Origin of the sequence: Streptomyces sp. NPDC090021 (assembly GCF_044748225.1) — a bacterium.
Taxonomy (GTDB): domain Bacteria; phylum Actinomycetota; class Actinomycetes; order Streptomycetales; family Streptomycetaceae; genus Streptomyces.
This window is the reverse complement of sequence record NZ_JBIVFO010000027.1, coordinates 87,126-113,512: the sequence shown is the minus strand read 5'-3', so window position 1 is coordinate 113,512 and position 26,387 is coordinate 87,126. Positions and strand designations below refer to the sequence as shown.

Here is a 26,387-nt window from a genome sequence, read left to right as displayed (position 1 = left end):
GTCAGTTATCCTCGGCGGTGGTGGGGTGGGTGTCCGCGATCTGCTGGCGGCGCACATCGGTGATCTTCTGGAAGGCGGGCAGGGCGGCGGCGCCGGCCACCTGCAGACGGAAGCTGTTCAACAGCCGGTACTCCAGCGGACCCAGGGCCTTGGCCTTCTGGGCGAAGCCCTGCCCGACGAGCCAGTCCAGGACGGACTTGATTCGGCCGAAGCTGGACGAGGGGGCCAGTCCTCCACCCCTGCCCAGACGGTGCGGCGGGAGCGCGTCGTAGGAGTTCCAGGCGGCCTGGGCGGCAGCCGCTGCGGGCAGCAGCCCCGCGTCGTCTTGTGCTTCCTCACGCAGCCGGTGGACGAGGTGGCGGACGAACGCATCGATCTCCTTGACCGAGACCCGCTTGATCGTCTCCTCTTCCAGGTCGGCGGCGGTGGGATACGCGTGCGCGGCGATTGCCACGTGGATCAGCCCGTAGACCATCCGGTCCTTGGGGTCACGCATCTTGGCCGGCAGGTCGGCGAGCTTGAAGGCGAACAGGCCCCCCGGCACGGCCCATACCCGAAGCCCTTCCTCGGAGTGCGCCGTGATGACATGCAGCGACATGCCCTCCGCGATGGCATCGACGACTTCACGGAAGACGGGAGTGGCGCGGTAACGCTCGACGAGCTCGTGATAGTCGCCATCGCCCAGCGGCTTTCGGCGGGGGTGGCACGCATAGCGCACCAGCCGGGCGGCATCGGATATCTGCTCAGTACGGGAGAGGGTGGTGTGCATCAGGCGGCCTCTTGGATCGCATGGTGGTGGGCTTCGGGTGCGGGGACGGCGAGCAGGTCGCTGCCGAGGTGGCCGTGGCCGGTGAGAGGTGTGCCGTCGTCCAGCACGATGAGCCGGTGGGACAGCAGGCGCCGGAGCCGGACGGCAGGGTCCGGGTCGTCGGCGTCGCTCTCGGTGTCCTCGGGGCCGGGTGCGAACGCCCTCAGCATGCTGAGCGCCACGAGGTCGGTGACCACGGGGCCGAAGGCCGCCGATTCCTCCAGCAGCTGCGACAGCCGCACCGGTCCGGACAGGGCGCGGGCGACCACCGCATGGGCCTGCTCCCAGGCGGCGCTGTCGTAGGCCGGCGCCGTGTCCAGATCGTCGTGGACGATCAGGACCTCGTCCTCGGGGAAGGCGGCCGTGTTCTCCCTCGGAGGGGTGAGCAGCAGGGGATACAGCTCCGCCAGGACGGGCAGCGCGCCGACAACCGGCCCGCTCACCGCCTGCGCGAAGGCCTCTGCCACCTCTAGGGCCTCGGCCCAGTCCAGGTTCAACAGGGGGACGAAGACGTCGCCTTTCAACGCCACTGTGTGCAGCTGCGCCGGGGGCCTGAACCGCTGGGCGGCCTGCGCGTCCAGGAAGGTCGGCTCTGCGCGCATCACTTGCCCGTGGAGTTCCACGTGCCGGGTGTAGGCGCGCTGCAGTAGATCGAGGACCCGGCCGCAGGCCCGCCGCACCTCCTCGTCGCCGAAGCCGCTGTGGGCCTGGCGCAGCCGGTCGATCAGATCTCCCTCGGCCGTCAGCCGCTCGGCGAGATGCTCGCGCGCATCGCGCAGCAGTTCCGGCGCCCGCTGGTTCCAGTCCACCGAGGCCACATCGCGTTCTGTCGCCACCAGCACGGTGCGGACCCGTTCGGCGTACGCGACCGAGAGCCGCAGGCTCTGGGCCGCGCTCTGTTCCGCACGGCTCCACTGGCCGTGCTCGATCTGGCGGCGCAGCACCGTGTCCATAGCCGCCTGCGCGTCCTCCACCGGCAGGTCCAGACCGCTCAGCAGTACGTTGATCGCCTCACTGCTGGCTCGGACCACCGGATTCCCGGAACGGTGCGGCTCCTCGCGGACCAGGTGGAACCGCACCGGCTGCATCTGGTGGCCGTCCCGGAAGTCGCTGCAGTCCACGGTGAAGTCGGCCCCGCGGGCATCGTCGTTGAGCAGCCCCCGCCACACGAACCGGGCCACCACCACGTGCTCGTCACGGGGACGCTCCGGAGCGGACCGGCGTGCCAGCTCGGTCAGGAAGCGCACGACCTCCTCAGTGGTGGCCTCATCCTCCAGCCCCTGGCGCGAGACCACGGCATCCAGAGCCGCCAGCGCCAGACTCACCAGGTCGTATCGCTCTCTTGGGAACGGCTGTGGCCCCGGACGCCTAGCCAAGTCGTGGAGCGCTCCGGACACGGCCAGAGACACACGCCGCCGAACGAACCCGGGATCACGGACCAGTTCACGCCACTCGGGCGCGTCGACCGAGGAATGCTCAAGATCATCAAAGAGATCGCGCTCGTCAGCCGTCAACGCCTCGGATCTACAGTCCTCAAGATCCACCCAAAATGGATCATCCTCGCCTTTATCTCTGTATGTCATTTTGTCTGTATAACAAGCCGGTCTGACATTGCTTCTCGATCCCGGCGTATGGGTCATTTGACCTGTGGAGATGCCGGAGCGTGCAGGGCCGATCACCAGCGTGGGTGCGGCACCGCTCCGCGCTCTTCCCCTGTCCGGCGGACCCGCAGGCTGGCGTGCGTCACCGGCGCCCTGGACCGGGAATGCGCTGCGGGGAAGGCGCCGGCGGAAGAGGGTGTGCAGAGGGGCGGGCCAGCTGGGGCTCGGAAGCAGCGGCTAAGGGCCGGGTGGCGAAGCCGTGGGCGAGTTCGGCGGTGAGGTCCTGGAGGAGATTGGCGGGGGCGTTCGGAGAGAACCGGATGGCCTAGCTGGCGTGCTCGGCGCTGTCGCCGCCCCTCAGCCTCCACGCATGGGCGGCCTGTGCGTGCGGGACGGGGTGGCGAAGGCGTCGAGCAAAGTTCTGTCAGATGGGTTTGGCGCTTAGAAGGCACCTGCTCTATCCACTGAGCTACGGGGGCTGACCTGCGAAAACGCAGTCCTCCTGGCGCTCGTCCCGTGATGCTGTGGGACGTATGTGGGATCCGCGGATCCCTGCGGTGTCGTGGGACGCGGACGCCCCCGACTGGCCGGAGGTAGCCTCTCACACCATCTTCACAAGCTCGAAGACCCTGATGGAAACAATTCGATCACCGTCCGTTGTTGCAGCCCCGTAACCGAGGAAGGGAAGGTGACGGGGCTGAGACTGTTCAACCTCAAGGATGGCGTGACGGAGGTCGCGCCGCGGCTCGCCGAGGTCGAGGCTGATGTGCAGGACCTCGTCGAGGCACACATGCAGGCCATGCTCGGAGTGACGTTCCTGGCGAGCGAGTACAGCACCGGACCGGTGCACGGAGGCCGCGTCGACTCGCTGGGCATCGACGAGAACGGCGCACCCGTCGTGGTCGAGTTTACCGACCGCAGGTAGTCCTGCCCGTGATGTCCGTCTGGGACTGTGACCAGCACATCCTGGGCTTGTTTACCGACCGTGTCCGGGACGTCTGTCATGTTCTGGAGTCGGTACGGAGGACGAGTGGCACGGCACGTGGTGGTCGGGGACCTGAGGGTTCAGCAGATCGAGCGGAAGGGCGGGCGGCGGTCGTGGACGATCGTGTGGCCCGAGGGGACGGTGCACACGGAGGCGGACCGGTTCCTGCGTCTGCATGACGGTTCGGAAACGCAGAGGACGTACGCGTATCTGCTGGTGGACCACCTGCGGTGGCTGGAGCGGGAGTGCCTGACATTCACCGCAGTACAACTGCGCGACCTGGAACGGTACATGGGCATGGTCGGTGCCGAGGTCCGCATGCCGCTCGGCGAGCCGTGGCGGGTCGGTAAGCGCCCTTACGGCCGCTCCGCGTTGTCGATCGCGGCGGCCTGTCTGAAGGGCTTCTATCTGCATCAGTCCTCCCTCGGGATCAACGGCGAACTCGGCAAGAAGCTCGACAAGTCGCGGCTGCCGTCGCGGGTGGACCGGCGCCGTTCGTTCCTCGGGCACGTGAAGACGTCGCTGCCCACCAACCCGCTGGCGCCGAAGGGGCCGCACCGCCGGCATCCGAAGATGCTCCCGGAGGGCGCCCGGGAGAGGCTGCTGGAGACGGTGAACGCCGCCCGGGACCGGCTGGTGGTCACCTGGCTCGCCGACGGCGGGCTTCGCATCGGAGAGCTCTGCGGACTTCATCTCGTCGACCTGCACTTGCGGGAGAACGCGGCTTGCGGCGAGTGCCGCACCCCTCACCTGCACGTCTGCCACCGGCCCGGCAATCCGAACCGGGCCGAGGCCAAGAGCAAGCACCCCTGGCGGGTCGAGCACGGCATCGTGACCGGCGGTCTGATCAAACGGGTCAGCCCCGCGATGGTGCACACCTACTTCGAGTACGTCACCAACGAGTACCCGCGCGGCGCCGGGCACGGAATGCTCATGGTCCAGCTGCACGGCGCCGATGCCGGACAGCCGTGGGCGCCGGTCGGAGCCAGGCGGATGCTCGGCCGGGCCGGGATACGAGCCGGACTCGGGGTCGTGAAACCCCATGCCTTCCGGCACTCGTTCACGTCCGCGGTTCTCGACGCCGCCGAAGGCAACACGTTGATTGCCCGGGACGCCGGCGGCTGGGCCTCGGCCACGATGGTGGATGAGGTCTACGGACACGTCGATGTCCACGACCCGGTCTTCGACGCCGCCCTGCGCAAGGTCTGGGGTGAGACGAAGTGACGGCGCCGTCGCAGCTGCCGCTCCAGGATGCCCGCATGCGACGGGACCGGCTGGAGGTGCTCACCGCGCTGGTCAACGGGCCCGAGTTCGACCCGGTGCTGCGCGGCGGGGTGCTGAAGATCCCGCCGACGCACCCGGTCTATCCGTGGAGCTGCACGGTCGTCGACTGCGAGCGGCCCCGCTGGCGGCGCTACGCGATGTGCTCGGTGCACGCCGGGCAGTGGCAGGAGGCGGAGGCGCGCGGGATGAGCCGGGCTCAGTTCCTGCGGAGTGCGGAGCCGCTGCCGGCCACGGAGATACCGGAGGCGATGATGTGCCGGATCTGCCCCGAGCGTCCGGCATTCAGCCTGCAGCGGGTGCTGTGCTTCCGGCACCGCAACCGGTGGCTGAGCTACCGGAAGCGGCTCCCCGGCAGGGGCGAGGCGGAGTTCGATCGGTGGCTGGTCGACCAGCCGGCGCTGCCGGGCTATGGTGAGTGCCGGGCGGACGTGTGCGACGAACTGGCCGCCTCGCCGCTGGGGTTGTGCGGCGCGCACGAGCGCGGCTACAACCGGGCCGGGCGGCCGGGCGGGGCGAAGCCTCCGAAGAACTTCTTCGCCACCTACGAGCGCCGCGATCGCCCTGTCCCGGTGACCTGCGAGGACGAGGTCGCCTTCCGCGCCTGGTGCCGCGCACAGCTGCCGGTGCACCGCACCGGAACGGTCAACCTGCGCGGGCTGCGGCCCCTGCTGAGGGCCGAGCTTCAGTGGGGCATGCACGTTCACGGCATGCAGCCCGTCGCGGTGTGGCATCTGACGTGGGTGCAGTCGCTCGCGGACGAGTGCCAGCGCCGCGACGTGGCGTCCCTGGCCGGCCTGGATGCGTCCGTCTTCCACCGCGCCTACCACCAGCGCATGGTCCAGGAGATGCAGCAGGCCCTGCGGAAGATCTACTTCACCCCCTCCGACACCCGGGATGCCGGCTACATCGAGACCGAGCACTTCGGGGTGCGCTTCCCGCACCGCTCCAGCTACGTCGACCTGACCTGCGTCACCCAGCGGTGGCTGCGCGACCTCTTGTGGGACCACATCGTCGACGTGCTGCGCTCGCCCACCTGTCCGCGCACTGCCCAGCCGGTGGACTTCGTACGCCGCGCCGGCGCCGAACTGTCTGCGTTTTTGGAGGCCGAGGCGCCCAGCGGCGGCCACGACCCCACCGTGCTGCGCGGCGAGCATGTCCACCGCTTCGTTGCGGACCTGCGCAACCGCGAACGCCTCGGCCTCACGTTCCGCGGCCAGGCCCGCCTGGACGGCAAAAGGTCGAAAGTCACCGAGAACAAGCGGCGGATGGTCTTCAACTATGGCCGGTCTCTTCTGCGCGGCGCGCTGGACAGCGGCAGCGCCGAGCAGATCGGCCTGGACCGCACCTTCATAGCCGCCATGCCGGTCGGAGGCCGGGGCACGCCCCGCAGCCGAAACCCCTTCCCAGACGAGGTCGCCCGGGCGCTTGCGGACGAGACCAACTTGCAGCAGCTCGCCGACGGCTACGACCCGCACGACCGGGGTCTGCGGGATGTGTGGGAGACCATCATCGTCACAGGCCGGCGCGCCAGAGAGGTCCTCGAGCTCCGCCTGGACTGCGTCGGCCGCTACGGCGGGCTGCCCCTGCTCTGGCACGACCAGACCAAGGTCGGCAACCTGAACGCGGCCGTCCGCATCCCCGACCAGCTCCTGGACCGGCTCGAAGAACGCCGCCGCAAGACCCTGGCGCATTATGCCGACCGGCACGCCGGTCGTCCGCCCACTGCTGCCGAACGCGCCCACCTGGCCCTGTTCCCCACCAACATCCTCAACCCCGACGGCCGCCGCGCTCTGTCCTACACCTGGTTCCACACCGGCTTCCGCAGCTGGCTCGCCGAGCTTGACCTCGGCGGTCACTACGTCGCCCACCAGGCCCGGCACACCCTGGCCACACGGCTGCTGCGGCACGGCGCGACCCTGACGCACATCCGCCGCTACCTCGGCCAGGTCTCCGACCGCATGGCCGAGCACTACGTCCACCTGACCAGCAGCGACCTGGACAACGTCCTCCAGCACGTGTGGGTCGCCGGACCCGGCGCCGCCCACCCCGGCGAACCCCTCACCAGCGACACCACCCCGCTCACCCGAGAACAGGCCCAGGCCCTGGCCATCGACCTCTCTCGCCGCAGCACCCCCGCCGAGGGCGGATTCTGCACCTTCCAGCCCGTCGTGAACGGCGGCGCCTGCCCCTTCAACCTCGACTGCCACAACTGCGACAAGTTCGTCCTGTCCGGCGCCGACCTCCTCTACTGGCGCCGCAAACGGGAACAGTGGCGGCTGCTGGCCGAAGGCGCCCCCGACGACGCCACCGCCGACTACCTCCACCGCTACTTCGAACCCACCGCACGCGCCATCGACGGCCTGGAAAGGGCCCTGGCCGGCCTCGGCCTCCTCGACGACGCCCTCGCCCTGGACCTGCGCAAACCCCAGGACTACTTCCACCGCGTGTGGTCCACCGCCTTCCGCGCCGCCGACCTCGCCGACGCGGCCAACGGCGAGCCGGACGAGTACAGCGGTACGTGCACAGCCGACGGAGACGACCCCGAACAGGAAGCCGCATGAACACCGTCACTGTTCCCGAACCCCGCACCGCGGCGGCCCTGGCCGCCCGCCGCCGCAAGACCGAAGCCGCCCTTCAGCGCGTCCACCAGGCCATCGCCCGGCTCCGACGCGAGAAAGCCCAGGTCAGCGTCGCCGCCGTCGCCCGCCGAGCGGACGTCTCGCGCACCTTCCTCTACGACAACGTCGAGGCCAGATCTGCGGTCTCCGCAGCGATGACGCAGGCCGACGAACACCAGTCCCGCGCGCTTTCTGGACAGGACGACGAACGCGAGGCGACCTGGCGCGAACGCGCTCTGAACGCCGAGGACGCCCTCAGGGCCGCCCACACCGAGATCTTCACCCAACGCACCCGGATTGGCGAACTCCTCGGCCAAATAGGCGACTTGCAGGCTGAGTGGACCGAGGGCGCCATCCAGCGGATTGCCACCGAGAACACCACGCTCAAGCAGCGCGTCCGCCAGCTCACCACCGACAACCGCACCCTCGACGAACGACTCAAGGCCGCCCGTTCGAACCTACGTTTCCAGGACCGGCGGGTCGCCGACCTTGAAGCTCGTATCGCCGAACCGGTACTGAAGTCCTGATCCCTCCCGCCCAACCACTTCACGGCCCGTCCACCGTCCCGGTGGACGGGCCGTCCCATGAGACCACCCAGGCGAGCTACAGCAACGGCCCCAACTCCGCGTCGCGGACATGTACTCTATGAGTCGTCGCAGTTCAGAGCCGGTTCACGAGCTCCTGCGGTCGGTAAAGTCGAGTACAAGCGGGGCACGGATGCCGACGTGTTCTCTGAACTACCGGTTGGTTCCCGCCGAATGAGCTGTCGAGCTCGGCCAGGCCGGTAGGCGGGGCCTGACGACCCTCAGTGAATCTTCCCGATCTTCAATGCTCGCGCCCGCTCTCCGTGGTTCTCGATTCGCTCGGCCAGGCAGTGCCGGTGGGAGATGAGGGGGTGGCTTCCTGGACCGTCGTTGCTCCGCGAGTCCAGGACGAGGGCGTCTCCACCTGGGCTCAACGTGATCCGTTCACCACAGAAGTCGCAGCTCCAGGCGAGCGACTCCAGGTCGGCAGGCCGGATACTGAGCCGCACTGAAACCGGCGGATGCCAGCGGTGGATTCGCTCGATCACTGCATCGATCTGCGAACCGATGGGTGGAAAGAGCGCGAGTAGTTCGTCATGGCTGCTCGTAGCCCGGGAGAACTGCTGGATCATGTCGATGGAGGCCGACAGGCCCGCGTTCTCGTGACCGACGATCTCAACGACCACACCCCATGGGTGATGGCTGAGGACCGTGGCCTGGACCTTCTGGCCAGGCATGAGCGCCAGACTGTCCGTCTCGAACCTTTCCATGAACCGCTTCCCCATTCTTTAGTCCGGCAGGCCCCGCCTGGTTTCGCTCATGTGCGCGTGTCGTCGATGTTGGAGCCGATAACCGTGCTCAGGGCCCGCAAGGCGTCATCGTATTGGTGGCGGTCGAACTGGAACGGGCCGAATGCCGCATAGTTGCGGGTCTTGCGGTGCGGTTGCTCGAAGGTGTCCCAGGTCACGAGGTCTGCTGTCGCGGTGATGCGGGCCATGAGTGGCCAGCATCCCCACTCGCCGCATTCACAACCGAGAACGGGTGTCTCCGGCCCCATGGCGTTGGTGGACCGTCCGAGGAAGTGGTCCTGAATTGGGCCGAACCGGAAGAACTCCGGGATCAGACCGCCGTAGGCGGCGCCTGCGGGCTGCATCCCGGCGGCGATCTCGAACCCGTCGATCAGCTCGGTGAGTCGTGCTCCGTCGATGCGGGGGACGATCACGAGCGGGCCGCCGTCGCCCCGGTGCCGGCAGTCGAACCGGATCTCATTGCTGGTCATCCAGTGATTGTCTCAGCGAAGCCGTTCCCTCTTTCCGGATAGGTTGAGCCGCGGCTATGCGTGGCATGCCGAGGTTGATCACCGTGCCGCCGGGAGATCGTCGGTCCATTTGAGCAAGCTTGTCTTCGGCACCAAGCCAGGCTGACCTGGAGCGGTCCTGTACGGGACGCGGTTCACCCTCCTTGCCGGCGGAGACGTACGCGCTGCGCTCCTGCGTGTCGATGGAGGCCACCCGCCCGTGCAGGAAGGAGGCGTGGTCGAGCCCGATACGCACCGGGGCGCTGACATGCCTGGCCTCCACCGTGCTGGAGGCGACGCCGACGAGGAGCGGGGTGAAGAGCAGGAAGTTCGAGTCGCTGATCAGCGTCACATGGGCGTCGAGCCCACGGCCGATTCGCCGGTCCAGTTCGCGCGCGGCCCCGACCCCGCCGAAGCCACCACCGACGATCACCACACGGGGTTTGGCCCGCTGGGGTGCCGGGCGCGGGGGGAGCCAGGTCGAGAGGGTGTGGAACACGAGTCCGGTGATCGCGCCGAACAGGGCAGCGCCGACGAGCTCGGGGAAGCGCGCCACGGCCACCGCGATCGACCACGACAGCGTGTCCCCCTCAAGGACGGGGGCGAGGGTGAGGGTCCAGGTCACCCAGTCGAGCAGGCCGACGAGCAGACCGACGGAGAATGCCGAGCCGTTGCTCTGCCGGCCCCCGCCGAAGAGGAGGCCGAGCACGGCTCCCAGCACCACCGTGTGCCCGGCCCACTGGACCCACGGCGGGTCCGTCACGAGCGCAACGACCACGCCACCGGGCAGTCCGGCGACGACGCCGAACCGGACAGCGCGCCCACAGCCACGACGGTCTGCCGGTGGTCGAGGTATGTGTCGCAGCCCTCGCGGCTCCCGCGGCTGTCGAAGCTGATGGACCGCTTCGAGGCGCGGGAGTGGATCGTTCGTCGAGTTCGGGGCCCGCACAGGTTCCGGGCGGGGGCGGGCGCAGTGGTTGGGGTGGGTCAGGCGAGGGTGAGGGGGAGGGTGGTCAGGCCGCGGGTGAGGCGGGTTTGGCGCCAGGTCAGGGATTCTGCGGGGATGGCCAGGCGCGTGTTCGGGAAGCGGCTCACCAGGGTGCGGAGGGCGATTTCCGCCTCGGCCCGGGCCAGGGGGGCGCCCGGGCAGCGGTGGATGCCGTGGCCGAAGGAGAGGTGGCCGCCGGCGTCGCGGTCGAGGTCGAGGCGGTGCGGGTCGGGGAACGCTGCCGGGTCGCGGTTTGCGGCCCCGATGGCGATGAGCACCGGGAAGCCCGCCGGGATGTCGACCCCGCCGACGCGAAGGTCCTCCGTGCTGTGACGGAAGGTGGCCACGCTCACCGGGGAGTCGAAGCGGAGCAGTTCGTCGAGGGCGCCGGGGATCAAGTCCGGGTCCCGGCACAGTCGGTCGAAGGCCTCCGGGTGCCGGAGCAGGGCCAGGACGGCGTTGCCGATGAAGTGGGTGGTGGTCTCGTGCCCGGCGACCAGGAGGAGGGCGGCCAGGGAGACGGTCTCGTCCTGGTCGAGTCCGCCCTCGTCGCAGTCGCGCAGGAGGGAGTGGAGCGCGCCGTCGCCGGAGCCGACGCGGGCCGTGTCGACGAGACGGGTCAGGTACTCGCCGATCCTGTGCGATGCGGCGTCGACACGGTCGGTGTCGGATGCGTCGAAGAGGTCGTGGGACCAGCCGGCGAGCGTGGAGCGGTCGGATTCCGGCGCCCCCAGCAGCTCGCAGACCACGGTGACCGGCAGGGGTACCGCCAGTTCCGCCACCAAGTCGACCTCCGCGCCCGGTCGCCACGCGGCCACGAGGTCCTCGACGACCCGGGTGATGTACGGGCGCAGTGCCCGGACGCGTCCGGTGGTGAACAGCGGCGTCGCCACCCGCCTGTGGCGGGTGTGCGCGGGAGGATCGATCGCCAGCATGTTGCGGGAGATCGCCGGGTGCAGGTCGCGGTTCGAGGGACGATCGGCGAAGAAGCGGGCCGTGTCCTTGGACAGGCGGGGGTCGGTGAACGCCTCGCGGGCCTCGGGGTGGCCGGTGATCAGGTAGGCGTGGTGGCCGCCGGAGCCGGTGGGGATCCGCTGGACCGGGCAGCCTCCGCGCAGCCGGTCGTAGGTGGGGTAGGGGTCGGCGAAGAAGCGCGTGTCGCGCAGTGGGTCCTGCCGGGGGGCGGTCACGAGGCCGCGCCCACGTTCGCGGGTGCCGGCTGCCGCGCGTAGGCGTCCGCCACGAGCAGCAGCCACGCGGTCTCCGCCTGGAGGTCGCCCTTGCGGGAGGTGGTGCCGGTGGCGGGTGGGGCCTCGTCGCCTTCGGGGGTGGCTCCGGCGTGCTTCGCGGCGACGGCCGCGGCGATGACCGCCGCCTCCACCTCGGCGTCGCCCTCGGGGGTGTCGGCCGTGCCCCGGCGGGCGACCTCGGCGGCCGCGGCGTCCCGTACCGACGCTTGACGATACCGGCGCAGGGCCAGCACGCAGTCGTTGATCTCGATGACCCGGCGGTGGAGGTGGAAGTCGAGGTCGTGGGTGTCGGCCCCGGTGTTCCCCGGGTCGAGCACGACCTCGGGGACCGCTGCGGTGACCTCCCGCCACAGCGGTTCCAGCGCGGTGAACGAATTCCGTTCCCAGCGACGCCGGCGCAGTTGGCTGAGCGGCCACAGCAGGGCGGGGAGGGTGAGTCCAGAGGTGATGAGGAGCACGGCGATGGCGGGCGCGGTCACGCTGAACGCGCAGCGGAAGGGGGTCAGCGGCGTCGAGCACCGGGCGTGGTCGGGAACGAGCCCCAGACCGAGGCCGATGGAGACCAGGGCGAAGAGCTTGTACGCGGCGTAGACGAGGGCGAAGCCACAGCCGACCGAGGTCGTGCGCAGGCCCCAGCGCTGACTGCGACGGGTCGAGCGCGTGGACTGGGCCCAGGTCTGCAGCAGGAAGTCCTTGGCCGTGTACCCCAGGTAGGAGATGTAGATGAGCACGTAGCACGCGTACAACACCGGGTTTCGTCCGGTGAGTTGTTCGGCGACGAAGAAGGCGGTCATGCCGGCGACGGAGATCGCGAGGGCGATGAGGCGCAGTCGGATCTGCCGGTGGGCCCGTTCGCGGTCCAGATTGAGCTGGAAGAGGAAGGCGAGGACCGAGGTGGCCGCCGTCAGGGTGAAGGTGTTGCTGAGGAGTCGGGCGACGTGGGGGACCACCGATTCGACCGCGCGCTCCACGGCGGGGGCGTAGGAGGCGAAGGCGAGGGCGAACGAGGTCAGCAGCGCCGCCATCGCCCAGGTGCCCGTAGGGCGGTGTCCGCCGCGTCCTCGCACCCAGTAGGCGGCGAAGCACAGCAGCACGACGGCCGTGCCCGTGAAGAGGATGTTGATCATTTCCGGTGGCGTTTCTTCCTGTGTGGCTTGGCGAACAGCGCGTCCCAGCTCTCGGCGCCGCTGGCGGGCCGGCTCGACGGGCCTTCGCGTCCCCGGTACATGAGTTGTCGGATCACGCTGGCCATCACCTCGGCCTCGCGTTCGTCCTCGCTGGTGTAGCTGGTCCGGCCGGACATGCGCTGCACGAGGGTGGGGTTGAACCCGATCGCGCGCAGGGTGTCCTGGTCCAGTTCCAGGCTGCCGGGGTGATCGCAGATGATGTGGCTGATCTCGTGGGCGAGGATGTGGTTCTGGTGGAGGGGGGAGGTCGCCTCCTCGTAGAACAACAGGTCGGCGTCCGGGGTCTCCAGGCGGATGCCGCACGGGGCGTCCATGGCGCCCAGGGTGCTCAGGGGGCGCAGGATGATGGGGCGTCCGCGTTGTTCGGCCACGGCGTCGCGGAGGTCGCGGGTGCTGAAGCGGTGCGGGAGTCGAAGCGCCTCGACGCGTGCCTCACACGCGGCGCGAAGCTGCTCAAAGTCCATGTCCTCACTCTGGTGACGCCGGTCGGGGGCGGGCGGCCGTTGCGAGCCTCTCCCTGGAAGCCCGGTATGCGCGCCCCATGCTGACATGTTCGCGACTCCGCGGTGCGGGCGGGGTGTTGCCGCGGACGTGCCGTGCGGCCCGGGATGCCGGGCCTGTCCCGGGAAACGGCTGATGCCCCCCTGCCGAGGATCGGCCACAGGGGGGTGTCGTGTCGGGGGCGGGGATCGCGCGATCGTCGCCCGGTGCGCGGCTCAGTCGTCCAGGTTGAGGTCCTGCGAGCTGTCCTCGGTGGTGAGTCCTTCGAGTTTCCGGGCCTGTTCGATCACGGTGGACAGCATCTTCAGGCTGTCGACGCTCAGACCGTTGGCGCGCAGGGCCACCTTGCGGACGTCTTGATCGCGCATGGCGGCGAGGAGGCCGATCTCCGCCTTGGTGCGTTCGGCCGCCGCGCTGTCGACGAAGTAGCCCGCCGGTACGCCGAAGAAGTCGGCCAGGGCCTTGATGGTGTGTCGCGTCGGGTTCCGCTTGGCGCCGGTGCGCAGTTGCTGGATGGCGCTCGCCGTCACCCCGCGCCCCTCTCCGGTTGCAGCCTTGCGGATTCCCTCGGCGACCTCCGCGTAGGTGTAGGGCCCCCGGGACGGGGGGTGCACCTCGCGGAAGAGGTGGTCCAGGAGTTGGGCGAAGGTGGGCGACTGGTCATCCTTCACGTACACGACCTCCTTGGCGTGATGCCGAGTCTTTGCCCACCACAGTGTTTCTCGAAGCCACTTGGGCCGGCCCCGGCAACACTTTGGTTGACGCCGGGCAGTCACTCTGGTGTACGTTACCAATGCTTCTTCGCCACTGAAGTGTCGAGGGGGGTGGCGGCGCCGGCCGGGTCGGGGTCGAGCTTCACGGGGGTGAGCTCGGCCGACGGCCCGGAGCGCCGTGGCCGCGTCCGCGGGCACCGTGCCCGGGTGCGCGTCGGTTCAGGCCGTTGTGCGTGTGGGCCGGTCTGTGGGCTGAGCCCTGGCCTGCGGACAAGCCCTACTGGCCGCGCAGGGCGAGCGCCGCTGCGTAGCCGGTGGGGGCGGGGATGTCCGTCAGGGTCCAGCCCGGAAGACGGGCCGGGTCGGGGGCGGAGCCGACGTACGGGTCGGCCACGCCGAGTGCAAGCCCGATGCCCGTGGCCTTGAGATACGCCTCCTTGCGGGACCGCACCCGGGCCAGTGCCGTACGGCGGTCCGGCTCAGGGTGGACGGTCAGCTCGGCGGTCTCCGCCGCGTGCAGGGCGGTCAGTACGTCGGCCACCGAGGCCGCGCTCGGGATGCCCTCCACGTCGACACCGACCGGCACTCGGGCGAAGGCGAAATTGGCCACGTCCTCGCTGTGCGAGAGGGAGAAGTGGAGAGCGCCCCCGGCCACGGCGGGACGTCCGTGCGGCCGGGGGGCTGCCGGGTGAGCGGGCCCATTCTCCTCACGGGGGCGTCGCCGCACCTCAACCAACGGGGCTATCCGCCTCCCCCGTATGGGGGAGACGCATGTGCGGTCAAACCCTTCGCGCGCGTGGCGGTCGGTCCTCGGCCGGCCCGCCCTGCCGGGTGACCCAGGAGCGGGGCGAAGGGCTTCCGGGCCAGAGTTCGGGCCATCGCGCACCGCGCGGGGAGCTGGAAGGTCCTTGTGAAGTAAGCGAGTTGCGCATGCCGACGGTGGCGGCGAGCACGGCGGCCACCGCGGCCAGCTCCTCGTCGGTCGGATGCCCCCGGGGTCGCTGAGGCTGCGCCGGCGACCGCGGCGACCGCGGCGGCCCTTCGGGGAGCGCTGAACGACTTGACGTCCGCCTGGACTCAGGCCCACAACGTGGGGCCGCTGTGTCGACGGCAGGGTGGTGCGATGTTCCCAGTGGGAGGCACCGGCCATGGCGGCCCACCGGGATTCGCGGCGCGGGCAGCCGGTCCGCAGCCCCTGGCTCTCCTGCGCGACGGGTATGGATCATCCCCTGTGCACCGGGGCTGTCTACGGCCCTTCGCCGCTGACGAGGAGCAGTGTGTGCGGCCAGAGGGTGTCGAGGACCGCGGGATCGTTCTTGAGTTTGGCGAACAGCACCAGCCCCTCCAGGTGGGCGATCACCGCGCGTGCGACCGACTGTTCGGCGTGCTCGCGAGGGATGCCGCCTTCGTCCGCGGCCTGGCCGAGCACGGCACCGATCAGTGCTGTCTGCTCGTCGAAGATCTCTTCCAGCCTGGCGCGAACGTCAGGTTCCTGGGTGCTGAGTTCGAGGGTGAGGTTCCCGAGCAGGCAGCCGTCGACCGTGCCGCAGGTCTCCTTCCTGTGTCGCTGGACCTGCGCCATGCCCTCCAGTAGCCGGCGGAGTCGGACCAGGGCGGGGTCCGGGCCGTCCAGCGCGAGGGTCCAGGCGCCGCGCTGGCCTTCCCAGTAGGCGTTGACCGCCTGGAGGGTGAGGTCCTGTTTCGAGGTGAAGAAGTGGTAGAAGCTGCCCTTCTTGACCTCTGCCGCGGCGCAGATCTCCGCCACTCCCAGGCTGCTGTACCCCCGGTGCTGCATGAGTTCGCCGGTGGCGTCGAGGAGCCGCTCGCGGGCGGTGCTGGTGCGTCCCATGGCGCAAGTATACGGTCGGTCAACTAATCCGGAGGCGCACTGAGTGGCGTAGTAGTTGACCGGTCGTCTAGGGTGCTTTTCGGAGGCGGCCCGACACCCGCGTCCAGTTGATCGTTTGCTTCGATTCCGGGGCATACACCACTTCATGGAGGGCTGCATGTCCGTACCCATCTCTGTCGTCATCGCCTACCACAGCGGATACGGGCACACGGCCCGGCAGGCGGCAGCCGTGGCGGAGGGCGCCGCGACGGTGCCCGGTGTCCTGGCTGATCTGCGGGATGTCTCCACGCTCGACGAGGACCTGAACCGGCTGGGATCGTTCGTGGGAGCCATGGCGCAGTCGCCCTCCGACCTCGGCCCGGAAGAGTCCCCTGCAGAGGCCGATCTGCGGACCGCGCGGCACCTTGGCGAGCATGTCGCCCGGACGGCGCTGCAGTTCGTGCACGGCCGCCAGGCCACCGACGCTCTGGCGGTGACGGCATGAGAGCCGGACGCCTCGGTGATCTGCTGGGCATCGCCCTTCCCGTCGTGCAGGGCCCGTTCGGCGGGGGCCTGTCCTCAGTCGCGCTGGCCGTGGCCGTGTCCGAGGGGGGAGGGCTGGGCTCCTACGGCGCGCACATCCTTGAACCGCAGGAGATCACGGACCTCGTCGGAGAGCTGAAGGCCCGGACCAGCCGCCCGTTCGCGGTCAACCTCTGGGTCCCCCAGCAGGACGAGGCCGGACCATGGCCGGACCCTGCCGAACTGGCCCCGCACATCCGGCGGCTGCGCCCGTACTACCAGGAACTCGGGCTGCCCGCGATGCCGGCCGAGGACGTCACGTCGGGACCGGACTTCGACGCCCAGGTGGACGCGCTGCTCGAAGCCGTGCCCCCGGTCATCAGCTTCGTGATGGGGATCCCGCCCCAAAAAGTGATGGACGAGGCCCGCCGCCGAGGCATCAAGGTGATCGGCACGGCGACCACCGTGGACGAGGCCGTCGCACTGGAGCGCGCCGGCGTCGACGCCGTCGTGGCCTCCGGCGCCGATGCAGGCGGCCACCGGGGCGCCTTCCTGCGGCCGATTCGTGAGTCGCTCGTGGGGACGTTCTCGCTCGTGCCCCAGGTCGCCGACGCCGTGAGCGTCCCCGTCATCGCAGCCGGCGGGATCGCCGACGGCCGGGGGATGGCCGCGGCGCTCGCCCTGGGCGCCGACGCCGTACAGATCGGCACCGCATTCCTCGCCACCCGCGAATCGGGGGCGAGCGAAGCCCACAGGCGGGCGCTGAGCTCCCCCGAGGCGCGCACCACCGCCCTCACGCGCCTCTTCACGGGCCGAACCGCCCGAGGAATCGTGAACCGGTTCGTCCGTGACATGACTCCGTACGAGGAGACCGTGCCCGCGTACCCCGTGCAGAGCGCACTGATGCAGTCCATCCGCCGCGAAGCCGGTACCCAAGGGAGGGAGGATCTCAGCAGCCTGTGGGCCGGCCAGGCCGCGGCACTTGCCGGCGGCGCACGCGGGGCGCGGGACTACCTCAGCTTGCTCATGGACGACTTCCGGGCGCGGGGAGGTCAAGGAGCCTGACAGGTCGGGTCGTCGACGACGACGGTGTTGGCGGGGACGAAGACGGGCGGATCTTCGTGCCGCAACCAGCGGGTGGTGACGTAGCCGCGCTTGCCGACTCCCACGCATTTGGTGGCGAGGTTGCCGAAGCCGTCGGGCATGTTGAAGACCTCGGCCGGGGTGTTCTCGCCCGCGCCTCCCCGGACCAGGGGATCCGCTTCCCCTGGTTCTACTTCGACGTGGGCGTAGCAAGCGGAGAGCAGGAGTGCGAGGGCGAAGGCGACGAGAGCGCGGCGGAAGTGCCGGGCGGTCGCCCTCGCCCGGCGCGCGGGCGCCGCTCCTGTGGTGGACCTGTGCGCCGCAGGCCCGGGCGGAACGGCCGATTCACGTGTCGCGGTCAGTTCGCGCACGAGCTGTCCGGAACGATCTCCAGGTTCGACGGACCACCCCCGTTGGTGGTGACGTAGGCACGGAAGCCGTGGCCGACGCATTTGGTGGCGAGGTTGCCGAAGCCGTCCGGCATGTTGAAGACCTCGGCCGGGGTGTTGTCCCCCGAGCGCCCCTGGACCGGCGCGTCGCCTTTGCCGCGCTCGTCGTTGTACTGCTGGGAACAGCCGGTGACCAGGCCGATGGCCGCGATCACCAGAATCACGCGCCGAAACGCAGGGGCCATGCCATGCATCGTCGATCCTCTCGGACAGGGAACGGGTGGGATGGAGGCGGGGGCGAGGGGAGCGGGTCGGCGCCCCGGGCGGGGCGCGAGTGGTGGCGGCGCTGACGCGCCTCGCACGGAAGACCTCTGGGGGCGTTCAGCCGAGGGCGGTTTCCGGTGGGATGTGGAGGGTGAAGGTGCAGGAGTTGTAGGGCCGACCGTTGATCTGGAGTTGTACGCGGTGCGCGCCGGGGTGGTGTCGGCGTGTGCTGAGTGGCCGGAGCGGGTGGCGGCGGACGCCCGAGCGGCGCTCGCCGGGGAGGAGGTCGCGGCTGGTGAGTTTGAAGACCTTGGGGGAGAGGCTGCCGTTCGCCTTTCGGTAGTGGACGACGTAGTCGATGACGAGACGCGCCGTACGGGTCCCGGTGTTGGTGACCTCGTATTCGAAGACCAGTTCCTCACCGAGGCGCACGTGGGGTGTGCGGACGTCGGGACCGACGACCCGGACACGGACGTCGGGGTCGTGGCCGAGGAGGCTCAGCGCATCACGGTCGCCGGCCTTGACGAGGGTCCGCAGGCCGTGCCGGACCAGGGCCGGTGTGGTGGGCGCGGGCTCGGCGAGCCAGCGGGCGGCGGTGGCGTCTGCGGCGTGCCGCCCACGCGTGGCAGCGGGCCGCAGACGTCGGTTCGGCTACTGCTGGGTGCTGTGCAGCACTTCGGCGTGGCGCATCTCGTGCACCTCGCCGATCAGGCTGAAGAACTCGGCGGCGGCCGGGTCCCCGGGCATCTCCTTCGCCGCGCGGGCAGCGGCTTCCGGAGAGGCCCAGAGGATGAGGTCGATCAGGGAGCCGTCCTCGTAGCGGGCGAGGTGCGCGCCGAGGAAGTCGGACCCGTACCGCTCGCGCAGAAGGGCGATCAGCCTGGCGCGGTGAGCGGTGAGCTGCTTGGGGTCGGTGCAGGCGAAGCGGACGTATTCGATGGTCGTGCTCATGGGAACCCTCCCCTTGTCGAATCACGGATTCTTACATCTGAATCCGTGAGTGAAAGCTATCACGGATTCGGTGCAGGGAATCCGTGGGTCCGGTAGGTTGATGGCATGTCCCTCAAGAACCTGCGCGAGATGCCGTGGATCGGTGAGCGGCCGGTCCTCGACCTGGCCAACACCGTCGTCGTCGGAGCCGGTCGCGCGGGCGGGGACGTCGACCTGCTGGCCGACCCGGAGCTGCTGGCGTCCTGGCGGGAGAAGGCGTGCGACCGGGAACTCGTCGGCCTGTCCCTTGAGGATCTCGTGGAGCTGCGGGTCCCGGTCAGGGCCGCGCTGGACGCGGCGGCGCGGCAGGCGCCGCTGCCGGAGCCTGCGAGGGTGCGACTCAACGCGTTGGCCGCGCGGGCCCCGGTGACGTTCCGGGTCGACGATGCAGGCCACCTCGCGGAGCAGGAGGCCGGTGGGCCGGTCGCGGCGGCGGTCGCCAGGCAGGCGCTCGTGCTGGCCGCCGGGCCGGAGCAGGCGCGGTTGCGCCGGTGCCCGGCGCCGAGCTGCGGGATGTTCTTCCTCGCGCGCAGGCGGGATCAGGCGTGGTGTTCGATCGGGTGCGGCAACAGGGCGCGTGCCGCCCGCCGGGCGGGTGGCGTGGGCTGAGCCCACGCCGGCGCTCCGCGGAGGAGTCGCACTTGGCTCCGTGCGTCGGTCGAGGAGTTCGCCGAGGAGCGTGGGGCTTCCCATTCGGCTGGGAGCGTGAGACTTCCCCCCTCGAACTTGCCACGGATTCATTTTCCAAATCCGTGAATGACGCTACTGGTCCTGCGTCGCCGGGGCTGCTGCCGTCCGGTTCCCCGGCGGCAGGGTGTCCACGGGTGAAGGGGTGGCCGGCAGTCTGCGCTCACCGTCCGACGGGGCAAGCCTCCTGGGTGCGAGGCCGGAACCGTCGACCGCGGATGTCGAGGGTGCTTCCCGACGACGTGCCCGGGGGCGGCGCCGCCGTCGAGGAGGGAGTGCCGGGCCGGGGTTCCACTGCGTCGGGAGGCATGTCCGGGGGCATTCGGGCTGGTGGCCTCGGGGAGCCCGGCGGTGTTCCGGTGTCGGTTCGGTGTGACGAACCGGCCTGCCCGGCGAGGGGGCGGCCGGCCGCCGCGGCCTACGCCGACATCGCCCTTCCCGTCGGGGGCGCAGGTCGTGGCGACCGGGGCGCCGATGGCCCTGCGGTCAACGATCGGGGCGAGTCCGGCGGCGGTCAGGTGTGTGCGTCGCGCGTCAGGACTCCGCGAAGAGCGTCAGTGCGGCCCGGGCGGCCCGTTCGAAGGCCTCCGTGCTGCCGCTCGCCCGGCAGAGCACCTGCGCGCCTTCGAGGAGAGCGACCAGCAGGGCGGCCTTCTCCTCCGCGTCGGTCGCCGCGAGTCCTGCCTGTCGCAGGTTCCGTTCGAGCTGTTCCGTCCAGGACACGAAGGTCGCGGCGGCGGCGCGGCACAGCTCGCCGCTCTCCTCGTTCGCGGGGACGGTCACGGCGGCGACGGCGCACCCGGCCCCCTGTGCGGCAGCCTGGGCGACCGGTCGGGCGAAGTCCATGAAAGCCGTGGCGACATCCTTGGGGTCCGCCGCGCCGAGCTCCGCGAGCCGGTCGCGTACCTCGCGCCCGTGCTGGGCGGCGGCCTCGGTGGCCAACTGGTTCTTGCCACCGGGGAAGTGGTGGTAGATGGCGCCGCGGGCCGCCCCGCTCTGCGCGAGGACATCGGTGAACGACATGCCCTGCAAGCCGTGTTTCCGCAGCGCGTCCACCGCGGCATCCACCATCCGACCCCGGGTCTCCTTGGCCATCCCGCCCGCCCTCCCTGTGACGTCCCGCTTGACTAGGACGCCTATCCTACTCCAGAGTTCATCTCGCTAGGACGTACGTACTAGTCGTTGGTCGATCTTGAGGAGTACAACCATGCCCATCGCCGTCATCGCACCCACCGGCGCCCTCACTCCGGCCGGAGAGCGGGAGATCATTCCGCAGCTCAGCGACGCGCTCATCGAGGTGAGTGGTCTGACCGGCAACACCTTCTTCACCCCCATGGTCGCCGGCGTACTGCACCTGCTCGACCCCGAGCACGTGTATGCGGGGGGAGTCCACCGGTCCCTCGTGCTGATCGAACTCAAGCTGCCCGACATCGGCCTGGCGTCCGTCGAAGCGCGGGCGGACTTCATCGAGAAGGCCACCGGCATCGCGTACAAGCACATGACGCCCGGTCACGATCGCGACGACATCCGCGTCAACATCGTCAACGCCCCCGACGGAGGCTGGGGTATGGGCGGCCAGGCCTACACCGGGGAGCGCCTGGGTGAAGCCATCGCCCGGGCGGCCGCCGTGGCCGAGGCGTAGGTCTGACCGACAGGCGGTGTTCCGGCGGCCCGAGCCGTCCGCCCGTGGCACTCGGGTCGCCGGAGGCGAGGTGGGGGAAGCCGCCGCTGCTCGACAACCGCCGCCTCGTTCCGGCTTGCCGCGACGTGCGGATGTGGACAGGGTGCGCGGCGCATGCGCTACTTCGCGTCCGGCCGCCCGGGTCAGGGCGTTGCGGTTCCCGCCGAACGGCAGGTCGGCGGTGGGGACGTCGAGCGCGCCACGGTAGACCGCCGCGGGCAGTCGTGTGCGCGGCCGGGCGTCGGCAGTCTTGGATCACGGCCTCGGATTTCGGTCAGGAGTGCGGAAATCCATTGCCGGCGGTTCTTGAGCCGGAAGACCTGGTTGACGCGGTCGGTCCACTCGCGGCCCCAGGTCCGGAGCGGATATTTCGGATTGATGGCTTGGTACTCGAAGTCGGGCGAGACGTGGTCCCGGAAGGCCTTGCTGTGCTGCTTGGCGTGCGTCGATCGGTCGGGTACCCCTGTCGCCGCTGGTCGTCCATGCGGTTGATGTGTCCTCGAATATCTCGACGAAAGCATTCTGTGGGTGGCGCTCGCAATGGATGTGAACTGGCTGAATATCTTCTGATGGGCCGCCATCTGTTGCGAACAGGACCGCATGGCGGCACTGGCGGGGGCCCCGGCCGACCTGCTGCGGGCCGCGGGTGGATCGGGGGGCTCGGCACCTGATTCCGGCGAAACGGCAGACTTGCGGCCGGGGGCGGGGTGCACCGCCCGCCGTGGCCCTCGTTTCCGCCGCTCTGCGGGGCCCTGGGCGGCCGGTGCCTCTGCCGCGTCAGAGGTTCCGGAGTCGGCGATTGCGGTCGGAAGCTGTCTCGTATGGTGGCTGTCACACGGCAAATCGGGACATCCGGGAAGTTCCCCCCGGGGGCTTCGGTCGGCCTCCAAGGCGGGTCCCCATGCGCTCAAGGAGGTATGTGCCTTATGAAACTTCCTGGAAATGGGGCCGGGAGGTGATGCGGGTTGGCGGAAACTCCTTCCCTTGTGTCCGAAATTCTTTGGCGTGATTCCCTTGCGGTTCGGAGTTTCCCCGGCCGGATGGCGGGCGGTCCATGATCGATTCTTTGTGGACAGCGTCGATTGGTGACCTTAGGATCTGGCCTGGTCTGGCCGGAGATGGTCGTGAAAACAAATCGATGAAACTTTGACTTTCGGGGGATCTTGATATGCCCAACCCCACCGTGTGGAATATCGTTTCGAACGCAGGATCCGACGCTGGCACCGATATCGTGCTGGCGGCCGATTTCCCGGTGACGGGGAGGAACGAGGGTGGATTCGCCGATCTGGCGCCCGGTCTGAAGCTGGACTGCGACCTGTGGCAGACCGTCGCACCGGTCCGCGATCCCGAGACCGACGCCCTGGACGACAGCTACCTGGAGCCCTGGCTCTCCGAGGTGGCCGCCTCCGGTCGCACGGTCCGCGCCGTACTCGGCTACTGCGCGGGCTCCGTCTTCGCCGGCGTGCTCGCCGAGAAGATCGGCGCACGGCAGGCGACCACCCCCCGCGTCGTGCTCTTCGACCCCGAACTGGTCGATGCGCCCACCGTCCACCTCCAGTTCGGCCGGGTCGTCGGCAACATGACCACCGTGCTGACCCCGGAGGAGATAGCCGAGCTGTCCGGCGCCGCCGAGCGGCTCGCCGCGCAGCCCGCCATCGCCCCGGCCGCCTTCGCCGCCGGGCTGTACGCGGCCTTCCGCCCGATCGGCACCACGGCGCTGCGCCGGGCCGGACTCGACGAGGACTACGCCGGCGAACTGGTCCGGCTGGTCGGCTCGTTCATGTCCTACCTCGCCACCGCCGCCGGTCTCGACCCGCGCCCCGGCTGGAAGGAGGCCACGGTCGTCACCTCCGCCAGTGTGACCAGCGGACTGAACCGGATGCGCACCACGCCCGGCGTTGCCCCCATCGAGGTCGCGGACGAGCGGCGCTTCGAGGTCGAGCACCGAGACCTGCTGCGCACCCCCGCCATCGCCGAAGCCGTGGGCGGAGTCCTGGCAGGACGCCCGGGGGAGCACGCGTGAGTGCCGGAACCACGGCCACCCCCGCCCAGGACGGCTCCGATCCCGCGGCCGGTCCCGCGGCCGGTCCCGCTGCCGGGCGCGTACCGGCGAGCCGCAAGGAGACCACCCTCTGGCTCCTCGACGAGCTGGTCCCCGGCAGCGGCGCCAACAACCTGTCCCTGGCCCTGCGCGTACGGGGCCGCCTCGACGCCGCTGCCACCGCGCACGCCCTGCGGCTCCTGACGGAGCGCTTCGAGGTGCTGCGCACGGTCTACCACCGCGAGGGCGCCGAACTGACCAAGACCGTCGTGCCGTCCCTCACCGTCGGGCTGGAGGAGGCGGAGCACCACGGCGGCACGAAGGACGAACCGGCCGTCCTGACGGCCTTCGTGGCCCGCCCGTTCACCCCGGACGGCAGCCCCCTCGTACGCGCCCTGCTGCTGCACGGGCCGGACGCCGACGTGCTGTGCCTGGTCCTCCACCACGCCGTGTCGGACGTGCAGTCGACCGCCATCCTGCGCGCCGAATTCGCCACCCTGTACGAGGCGGTACTGGAGGGCGGGCACCCCGCCCCCGCCGAGGTGCCCGCCCTGCGCGAGCCCGCACCGTCCCCCGAGAGCCGCGGCTACTGGCAGGAGCGCATGGCCGGCTTCCGCTCCTCGGGCCTGGAGCTCCTCTGCGAACAGCGCGACCAGCCCGTCACCACCCTCCGCGGCGACGAGGTCACCCACGTCCTGTCACCCGAGGCCCACCAGGTCGTACGCCGCCTCCAGCGCGAGCTGCGGGCGCCGGAGTCCGTCGTCCTCCTCACCGCCTACGCGGTCCTCCTCGCCGCGCACGGCGCCGGGCCCGACCTCACCATCGGCTCGCCGGTCAACACCCGCCCCCGCGAGGCGGTGGACGCGGTCGGCTACCACAGCAACCTCGTCGTCCTGCGCCTGCTGCTGGACCGTGACGCCACCTTCCGGGACCTCACGGCCCTGACCCGGCGGAGGTTCATGGAGGCGATGGCGCACAAGGACGTACCGACCGACGACGTGCTCGACATGGTCGAACGCGACGGCTCCGGCTGGCGCAACGCGCTGTTCAAGCACGTCTTCAACTACGTCCCCTTCGCCGAGGACCAGCGCACCTTCACCCTCGCCGGCGCCGAGGCCGAACTCCTCGTCGTCGAGAACGGCTTCAGCCAGTTCGACCTCGAATTCTTCGTTTCGGCCAACCAGGAGACCGCAACGGTCCGCGCCGCGTTCTACACCGGCGTGCTGGACCGGTCGGACGTCGAACTGATGGTCCGGCGCTACGACGCCCTGCTGGTCGCGCTGGGCACCGGGGCGGACACCCCGATCGCCTCCCTGCCGTCCTGGTCGGCCCGCGACCACGAGGTCATCGGCGCCGCCAACGCCACCGACCGCGCGATCGGCCTGCCGTCGGTGCTCACCGGCTTCGCCCGCCGCGCCGCCGCCGACCCCACGGCCGTGGCCGTACGGGAGGGCGACCGCACGGCCACGTACGGCGCCCTGTGGTCCGCAGCCGTCGACACGGCCGCCCGGCTGGCCGAAGCCGGCGTACGCCCCGGCGACGTCGTCGCGCTCCTCCTGCCGCGCGGCGCCGCGCTGGCCGCCTCGGTGTTCGGGACCTGGCTCGCGGGCGCGGCCTACCTGCCGCTCGACCCGAACCACCCCGTGGAGCGGCTGACCTACCAGCTCGACGACACACGGGCCCGCGTCGTCATCGTCGGCGCCGGGATCACCGCCCCGGAGGGCCACGCCGCCGTGCCCGCCACCGACTGGGAGCAGGTGCCTCAGGTCCCGGTGGACGAGGCGGCGGTGCAGGCCGACGCCGACGCCCTCGCGTACGTGATCCACACCTCCGGCTCGACCGGCAAGCCCAAGGGCATCCCCATCCGGCACGGCAGCCTCGTCAACCACATCGTCGACTACGCCGAACGCTTCGGCGTGGCCGGCTCCACGCGCCCCACCGGCTGGCTCAGCACGTACAGCTTCGACACCTCCTCGCTCGAACTGATGATGCCGCTGCTCCACGGCGGCCACACGGTGGTGCTCCCGGACGAGGCGCGCACGGACGGCACCCTGCTGGCGGCCGCCGTCACCGCCCACGACATCGGCCTGCTGCAGGCGACCCCCACGACGTGGCGGCTCGTCGCCGACGAGGCCGCCGAGGTGACGGCCGGACGCGTCCTCCTCACCGGCGGCGAACCCCTGCCCGCCGAACTGGCCACCCGGCTGCTCGACGCCGGCGCCGAACTGTGGAACGTCTACGGCCCCACCGAGAGCACGATCTGGGCGACCGCCGGCCGCGTACCGGCCGGCCACGGCGGACGGGTGGACGTCGGCTCGCCCGTCGCCAACACCCGGATCTTCATCGCCGACCCGCACGGCAGGCCGCTCCCGGTCGGCCTTCGCGGTGAACTGTGCGTCGCGGGCGTCGGCGTGGCCTCCGGCTACCACGAGCGGCCCGACCTGACCGCGGAACGCTTCGGGGAGAACGCCGAGTACGGGCGCTTCCACCGCTCGGGAGACGTGGCCCGCTGGCGGACCGACGGCAGGATCGACCTGTTCGGCCGGATGGACCGGCAGGTCAAGCTGCGCGGCAACCGGATCGAACCCGCCGAGATCGAGGCGGTCCTGCTCGCCCACCCCGATGTCGAGGCGGCGGCCGTCGTGGTCGTCGGCGATCCCGGGGCGGACGGCTACCTCGCCGCCTTCGTCCGGGTCCCGGGCCGCCCCGAGGCCGTGGACGAGCTGTGGGACCACGCGCACGGGCAGCTCCCGCGCTCGGTCGTCCCGCACCGGTTCATCGCCGTGGACGCCTTCCCCCGTACCGGCAGCGACAAGGTCGACCACCTGGCCCTCGCCGAACAGGCGGCCCGGCACTCCGGTCCGGCCGTCGGCGGCCACGGCGGCGATGCCGACGGCGGGGCCCAGGACGACCTGACGGCCACCGTCGTCGGCCTCTTCGCCGAACTGCTCGACCGCAGCGACCTCGACGCCGGCGCGCACTTCTTCGCCAACGGCGGCCACTCGCTGCTGGCCGTCGCCCTCGCCCAGCGGATCAAGGACATCACCGGTGTCCGGCTCGCGCTGACCGACGTGTTCGAGACCCCCACCCCCGCCGCCCTGGCCGACCGGCTGCGCCGGCTCGCCTGACGGAACCGAAAGAGACGC

26 protein-coding genes and 1 pseudogene are annotated in these 26,387 nt (G+C 70.4%); 10 read left to right on the top strand and 17 right to left on the bottom strand.

The window, feature by feature from the left end; all coding sequences use genetic code 11:
• Window position 1: 1 nt before the first annotated feature.
• Together ACIPXC_RS22330 and ACIPXC_RS22325 are read right to left on the bottom strand one after the other, a co-directional pair.
• Window positions 2–769, bottom strand: a complete 768-nt coding sequence (locus ACIPXC_RS22330; protein WP_401620917.1) for a hypothetical protein — start codon at window positions 767–769, stop codon at window positions 2–4.
• On the bottom strand, window positions 769–2,133 hold the full coding sequence (locus tag ACIPXC_RS22325; RefSeq protein WP_401620915.1) for a hypothetical protein: 1,365 nt from the start codon (window positions 2,131–2,133) through the stop codon (window positions 769–771). Before ACIPXC_RS22325 ends, ACIPXC_RS22330 begins: the two co-directional genes overlap by 1 nt.
• 964 nt (window positions 2,134–3,097) lie before the next feature.
• Between ACIPXC_RS22325 and ACIPXC_RS22320 the strand changes: the two are divergent.
• The 4 genes and pseudogenes from ACIPXC_RS22320 to ACIPXC_RS22305 all read left to right on the top strand — a co-directional run.
• Window positions 3,098–3,319, top strand: a pseudogene (locus ACIPXC_RS22320) (transporter); the annotation flags it as partial.
• Between the two features lie 120 nt (window positions 3,320–3,439).
• On the top strand, window positions 3,440–4,618 hold the full coding sequence (locus tag ACIPXC_RS22315; protein WP_401620912.1) for an integrase: 1,179 nt from the start codon (window positions 3,440–3,442) through the stop codon (window positions 4,616–4,618).
• Between the two features lie 35 nt (window positions 4,619–4,653).
• Complete coding sequence (locus ACIPXC_RS22310) at window positions 4,654–7,239, top strand: tyrosine-type recombinase/integrase (protein WP_401620909.1); 2,586 nt, start codon at window positions 4,654–4,656, stop codon at window positions 7,237–7,239.
• Window positions 7,236–7,823, top strand: a complete 588-nt coding sequence (locus ACIPXC_RS22305; RefSeq protein WP_401620906.1) for a DUF6262 family protein — start codon at window positions 7,236–7,238, stop codon at window positions 7,821–7,823. The genes ACIPXC_RS22310 and ACIPXC_RS22305 overlap by 4 nt, the downstream gene beginning before the upstream one ends.
• 278 nt (window positions 7,824–8,101) lie before the next feature.
• Here ACIPXC_RS22305 and ACIPXC_RS22300 read toward each other — a convergent pair whose 3' ends face one another.
• From ACIPXC_RS22300 to ACIPXC_RS22255, 10 genes are all read right to left on the bottom strand, one after another.
• On the bottom strand, window positions 8,102–8,590 hold the full coding sequence (locus ACIPXC_RS22300; protein WP_401620903.1) for a hypothetical protein: 489 nt from the start codon (window positions 8,588–8,590) through the stop codon (window positions 8,102–8,104).
• Between the two features lie 47 nt (window positions 8,591–8,637).
• Window positions 8,638–9,099 carry a hypothetical protein gene (locus ACIPXC_RS22295; protein ID WP_401620900.1) on the bottom strand — a complete coding sequence of 154 codons (462 nt, stop codon included), beginning with the start codon at window positions 9,097–9,099 and terminating at the stop codon, window positions 8,638–8,640.
• Window positions 9,086–9,880, bottom strand: a complete 795-nt coding sequence (locus tag ACIPXC_RS22290) for an FAD-dependent oxidoreductase (protein ID WP_401620897.1) — start codon at window positions 9,878–9,880, stop codon at window positions 9,086–9,088. The genes ACIPXC_RS22295 and ACIPXC_RS22290 overlap by 14 nt, the downstream gene beginning before the upstream one ends.
• Before the next feature lie 224 nt (window positions 9,881–10,104).
• Window positions 10,105–11,295 carry a cytochrome P450 gene (locus ACIPXC_RS22285; RefSeq protein ID WP_401620894.1) on the bottom strand — a complete coding sequence of 397 codons (1,191 nt, stop codon included), beginning with the start codon at window positions 11,293–11,295 and terminating at the stop codon, window positions 10,105–10,107.
• Window positions 11,292–12,482, bottom strand: a complete 1,191-nt coding sequence (locus tag ACIPXC_RS22280; RefSeq protein WP_401620891.1) for an MAB_1171c family putative transporter — start codon at window positions 12,480–12,482, stop codon at window positions 11,292–11,294. The genes ACIPXC_RS22285 and ACIPXC_RS22280 overlap by 4 nt, the downstream gene beginning before the upstream one ends.
• Window positions 12,479–13,006 (bottom strand): regulator component, encoded by a 528-nt coding sequence (locus ACIPXC_RS22275; RefSeq protein ID WP_401620888.1) that lies wholly within the window; start codon window positions 13,004–13,006, stop codon window positions 12,479–12,481. Before ACIPXC_RS22275 ends, ACIPXC_RS22280 begins: the two co-directional genes overlap by 4 nt.
• A gap of 252 nt (window positions 13,007–13,258) precedes the next feature.
• Complete coding sequence (locus tag ACIPXC_RS22270; RefSeq protein ID WP_401620885.1) at window positions 13,259–13,714, bottom strand: helix-turn-helix domain-containing protein; 456 nt, start codon at window positions 13,712–13,714, stop codon at window positions 13,259–13,261.
• Window positions 13,715–14,033: 319 nt separating this feature from the next.
• Window positions 14,034–14,411 (bottom strand): 4'-phosphopantetheinyl transferase family protein, encoded by a 378-nt coding sequence (locus tag ACIPXC_RS22265; RefSeq protein WP_401620882.1) that lies wholly within the window; start codon window positions 14,409–14,411, stop codon window positions 14,034–14,036.
• A gap of 124 nt (window positions 14,412–14,535) precedes the next feature.
• On the bottom strand, window positions 14,536–14,982 hold the full coding sequence (locus tag ACIPXC_RS22260; RefSeq protein ID WP_401620879.1) for a hypothetical protein: 447 nt from the start codon (window positions 14,980–14,982) through the stop codon (window positions 14,536–14,538).
• A gap of 20 nt (window positions 14,983–15,002) precedes the next feature.
• Window positions 15,003–15,605, bottom strand: coding sequence for a TetR/AcrR family transcriptional regulator (locus tag ACIPXC_RS22255; protein WP_401620877.1), 603 nt, complete (start codon window positions 15,603–15,605; stop codon window positions 15,003–15,005).
• Between the two features lie 157 nt (window positions 15,606–15,762).
• On the opposite strand from ACIPXC_RS22255, the gene ACIPXC_RS22250 reads away from it, so the two are divergent.
• Complete coding sequence (locus tag ACIPXC_RS22250; protein WP_401620874.1) at window positions 15,763–16,089, top strand: hypothetical protein; 327 nt, start codon at window positions 15,763–15,765, stop codon at window positions 16,087–16,089.
• Entirely contained in the window at window positions 16,086–17,171 is a 1,086-nt protein-coding gene (locus ACIPXC_RS22245; protein WP_401620871.1) for an NAD(P)H-dependent flavin oxidoreductase, read from the top strand. The genes ACIPXC_RS22250 and ACIPXC_RS22245 overlap by 4 nt, the downstream gene beginning before the upstream one ends.
• Here ACIPXC_RS22245 and ACIPXC_RS22240 read toward each other — a convergent pair.
• From ACIPXC_RS22240 to ACIPXC_RS22225, 4 genes are all read right to left on the bottom strand, one after another.
• Window positions 17,159–17,560, bottom strand: coding sequence for a hypothetical protein (locus ACIPXC_RS22240; protein ID WP_401620868.1), 402 nt, complete (start codon window positions 17,558–17,560; stop codon window positions 17,159–17,161). The genes ACIPXC_RS22245 and ACIPXC_RS22240 overlap by 13 nt on opposite strands.
• Window positions 17,548–17,823 carry a hypothetical protein gene (locus ACIPXC_RS22235; protein ID WP_401620866.1) on the bottom strand — a complete coding sequence of 92 codons (276 nt, stop codon included), beginning with the start codon at window positions 17,821–17,823 and terminating at the stop codon, window positions 17,548–17,550. The genes ACIPXC_RS22240 and ACIPXC_RS22235 overlap by 13 nt, the downstream gene beginning before the upstream one ends.
• 136 nt (window positions 17,824–17,959) lie before the next feature.
• Window positions 17,960–18,274, bottom strand: coding sequence for a hypothetical protein (locus ACIPXC_RS22230; protein WP_401620863.1), 315 nt, complete (start codon window positions 18,272–18,274; stop codon window positions 17,960–17,962).
• A gap of 219 nt (window positions 18,275–18,493) precedes the next feature.
• Window positions 18,494–18,793 (bottom strand): hypothetical protein, encoded by a 300-nt coding sequence (locus ACIPXC_RS22225; protein WP_401620860.1) that lies wholly within the window; start codon window positions 18,791–18,793, stop codon window positions 18,494–18,496.
• Between the two features lie 105 nt (window positions 18,794–18,898).
• Between ACIPXC_RS22225 and ACIPXC_RS22220 the strand changes: the two genes are divergently transcribed.
• Window positions 18,899–19,441, top strand: a complete 543-nt coding sequence (locus tag ACIPXC_RS22220) for an ABATE domain-containing protein (RefSeq protein ID WP_401620857.1) — start codon at window positions 18,899–18,901, stop codon at window positions 19,439–19,441.
• Window positions 19,442–20,053: 612 nt separating this feature from the next.
• Here the strand turns inward: ACIPXC_RS22220 and ACIPXC_RS22215 are convergent.
• Window positions 20,054–20,614: a TetR/AcrR family transcriptional regulator gene (locus ACIPXC_RS22215; protein WP_401620854.1), complete on the bottom strand. Its 561-nt coding sequence runs from the start codon at window positions 20,612–20,614 to the stop codon at window positions 20,054–20,056.
• A gap of 112 nt (window positions 20,615–20,726) precedes the next feature.
• Between ACIPXC_RS22215 and ACIPXC_RS22210 the strand changes: the two genes are divergently transcribed.
• The 3 genes from ACIPXC_RS22210 to ACIPXC_RS22200 all read left to right on the top strand — a co-directional run bounded on the left by ACIPXC_RS22210 (window position 20,727) and on the right by ACIPXC_RS22200 (window position 26,369).
• Window positions 20,727–21,161 carry a hypothetical protein gene (locus ACIPXC_RS22210; RefSeq protein ID WP_401620851.1) on the top strand — a complete coding sequence of 145 codons (435 nt, stop codon included), beginning with the start codon at window positions 20,727–20,729 and terminating at the stop codon, window positions 21,159–21,161.
• Between the two features lie 1,291 nt (window positions 21,162–22,452).
• Complete coding sequence (locus ACIPXC_RS22205) at window positions 22,453–23,223, top strand: hypothetical protein (RefSeq protein ID WP_401620848.1); 771 nt, start codon at window positions 22,453–22,455, stop codon at window positions 23,221–23,223.
• A complete protein-coding gene (locus ACIPXC_RS22200) occupies window positions 23,220–26,369 on the top strand; it encodes an amino acid adenylation domain-containing protein (RefSeq protein ID WP_401620845.1) in 3,150 nt (1,049 codons plus the stop codon). The genes ACIPXC_RS22205 and ACIPXC_RS22200 overlap by 4 nt, the downstream gene beginning before the upstream one ends.
• Window positions 26,370–26,387 lie beyond the last annotated feature (18 nt).

Excerpts from the sequence above, each read along its gene's own strand:
- ACIPXC_RS22225 (WP_401620860.1), bottom strand. The coding sequence starts at position 18,793 with ATGAGCACGACCATCGAATACGTCCGCTTCGCCTGCACCGACCCCAAG.
- ACIPXC_RS22330 (WP_401620917.1), bottom strand. The coding sequence starts at position 769 with ATGCACACCACCCTCTCCCGTACTGAGCAGATATCCGATGCCGCCCGG.
- ACIPXC_RS22220 (WP_401620857.1), top strand. The coding sequence starts at position 18,899 with ATGTCCCTCAAGAACCTGCGCGAGATGCCGTGGATCGGTGAGCGGCCG.
- ACIPXC_RS22260 (WP_401620879.1), bottom strand. The coding sequence starts at position 14,982 with ATGATCCATACCCGTCGCGCAGGAGAGCCAGGGGCTGCGGACCGGCTG.
- ACIPXC_RS22310 (WP_401620909.1), top strand. The coding sequence starts at position 4,654 with ATGCGACGGGACCGGCTGGAGGTGCTCACCGCGCTGGTCAACGGGCCC.
- ACIPXC_RS22305 (WP_401620906.1), top strand. The coding sequence starts at position 7,236 with ATGAACACCGTCACTGTTCCCGAACCCCGCACCGCGGCGGCCCTGGCC.
- ACIPXC_RS22215 (WP_401620854.1), bottom strand. The coding sequence starts at position 20,614 with ATGGCCAAGGAGACCCGGGGTCGGATGGTGGATGCCGCGGTGGACGCG.
- ACIPXC_RS22275 (WP_401620888.1), bottom strand. The coding sequence starts at position 13,006 with ATGGACTTTGAGCAGCTTCGCGCCGCGTGTGAGGCACGCGTCGAGGCG.
- ACIPXC_RS22300 (WP_401620903.1), bottom strand. The coding sequence starts at position 8,590 with ATGGAAAGGTTCGAGACGGACAGTCTGGCGCTCATGCCTGGCCAGAAG.
- ACIPXC_RS22245 (WP_401620871.1), top strand. The coding sequence starts at position 16,086 with ATGAGAGCCGGACGCCTCGGTGATCTGCTGGGCATCGCCCTTCCCGTC.
- ACIPXC_RS22235 (WP_401620866.1), bottom strand. The coding sequence starts at position 17,823 with ATGGCCCCTGCGTTTCGGCGCGTGATTCTGGTGATCGCGGCCATCGGC.
- ACIPXC_RS22255 (WP_401620877.1), bottom strand. The coding sequence starts at position 15,605 with ATGGGACGCACCAGCACCGCCCGCGAGCGGCTCCTCGACGCCACCGGC.
- ACIPXC_RS22295 (WP_401620900.1), bottom strand. The coding sequence starts at position 9,099 with ATGACCAGCAATGAGATCCGGTTCGACTGCCGGCACCGGGGCGACGGC.
- ACIPXC_RS22210 (WP_401620851.1), top strand. The coding sequence starts at position 20,727 with ATGCCCATCGCCGTCATCGCACCCACCGGCGCCCTCACTCCGGCCGGA.
- ACIPXC_RS22280 (WP_401620891.1), bottom strand. The coding sequence starts at position 12,482 with ATGATCAACATCCTCTTCACGGGCACGGCCGTCGTGCTGCTGTGCTTC.
- ACIPXC_RS22250 (WP_401620874.1), top strand. The coding sequence starts at position 15,763 with ATGTCCGTACCCATCTCTGTCGTCATCGCCTACCACAGCGGATACGGG.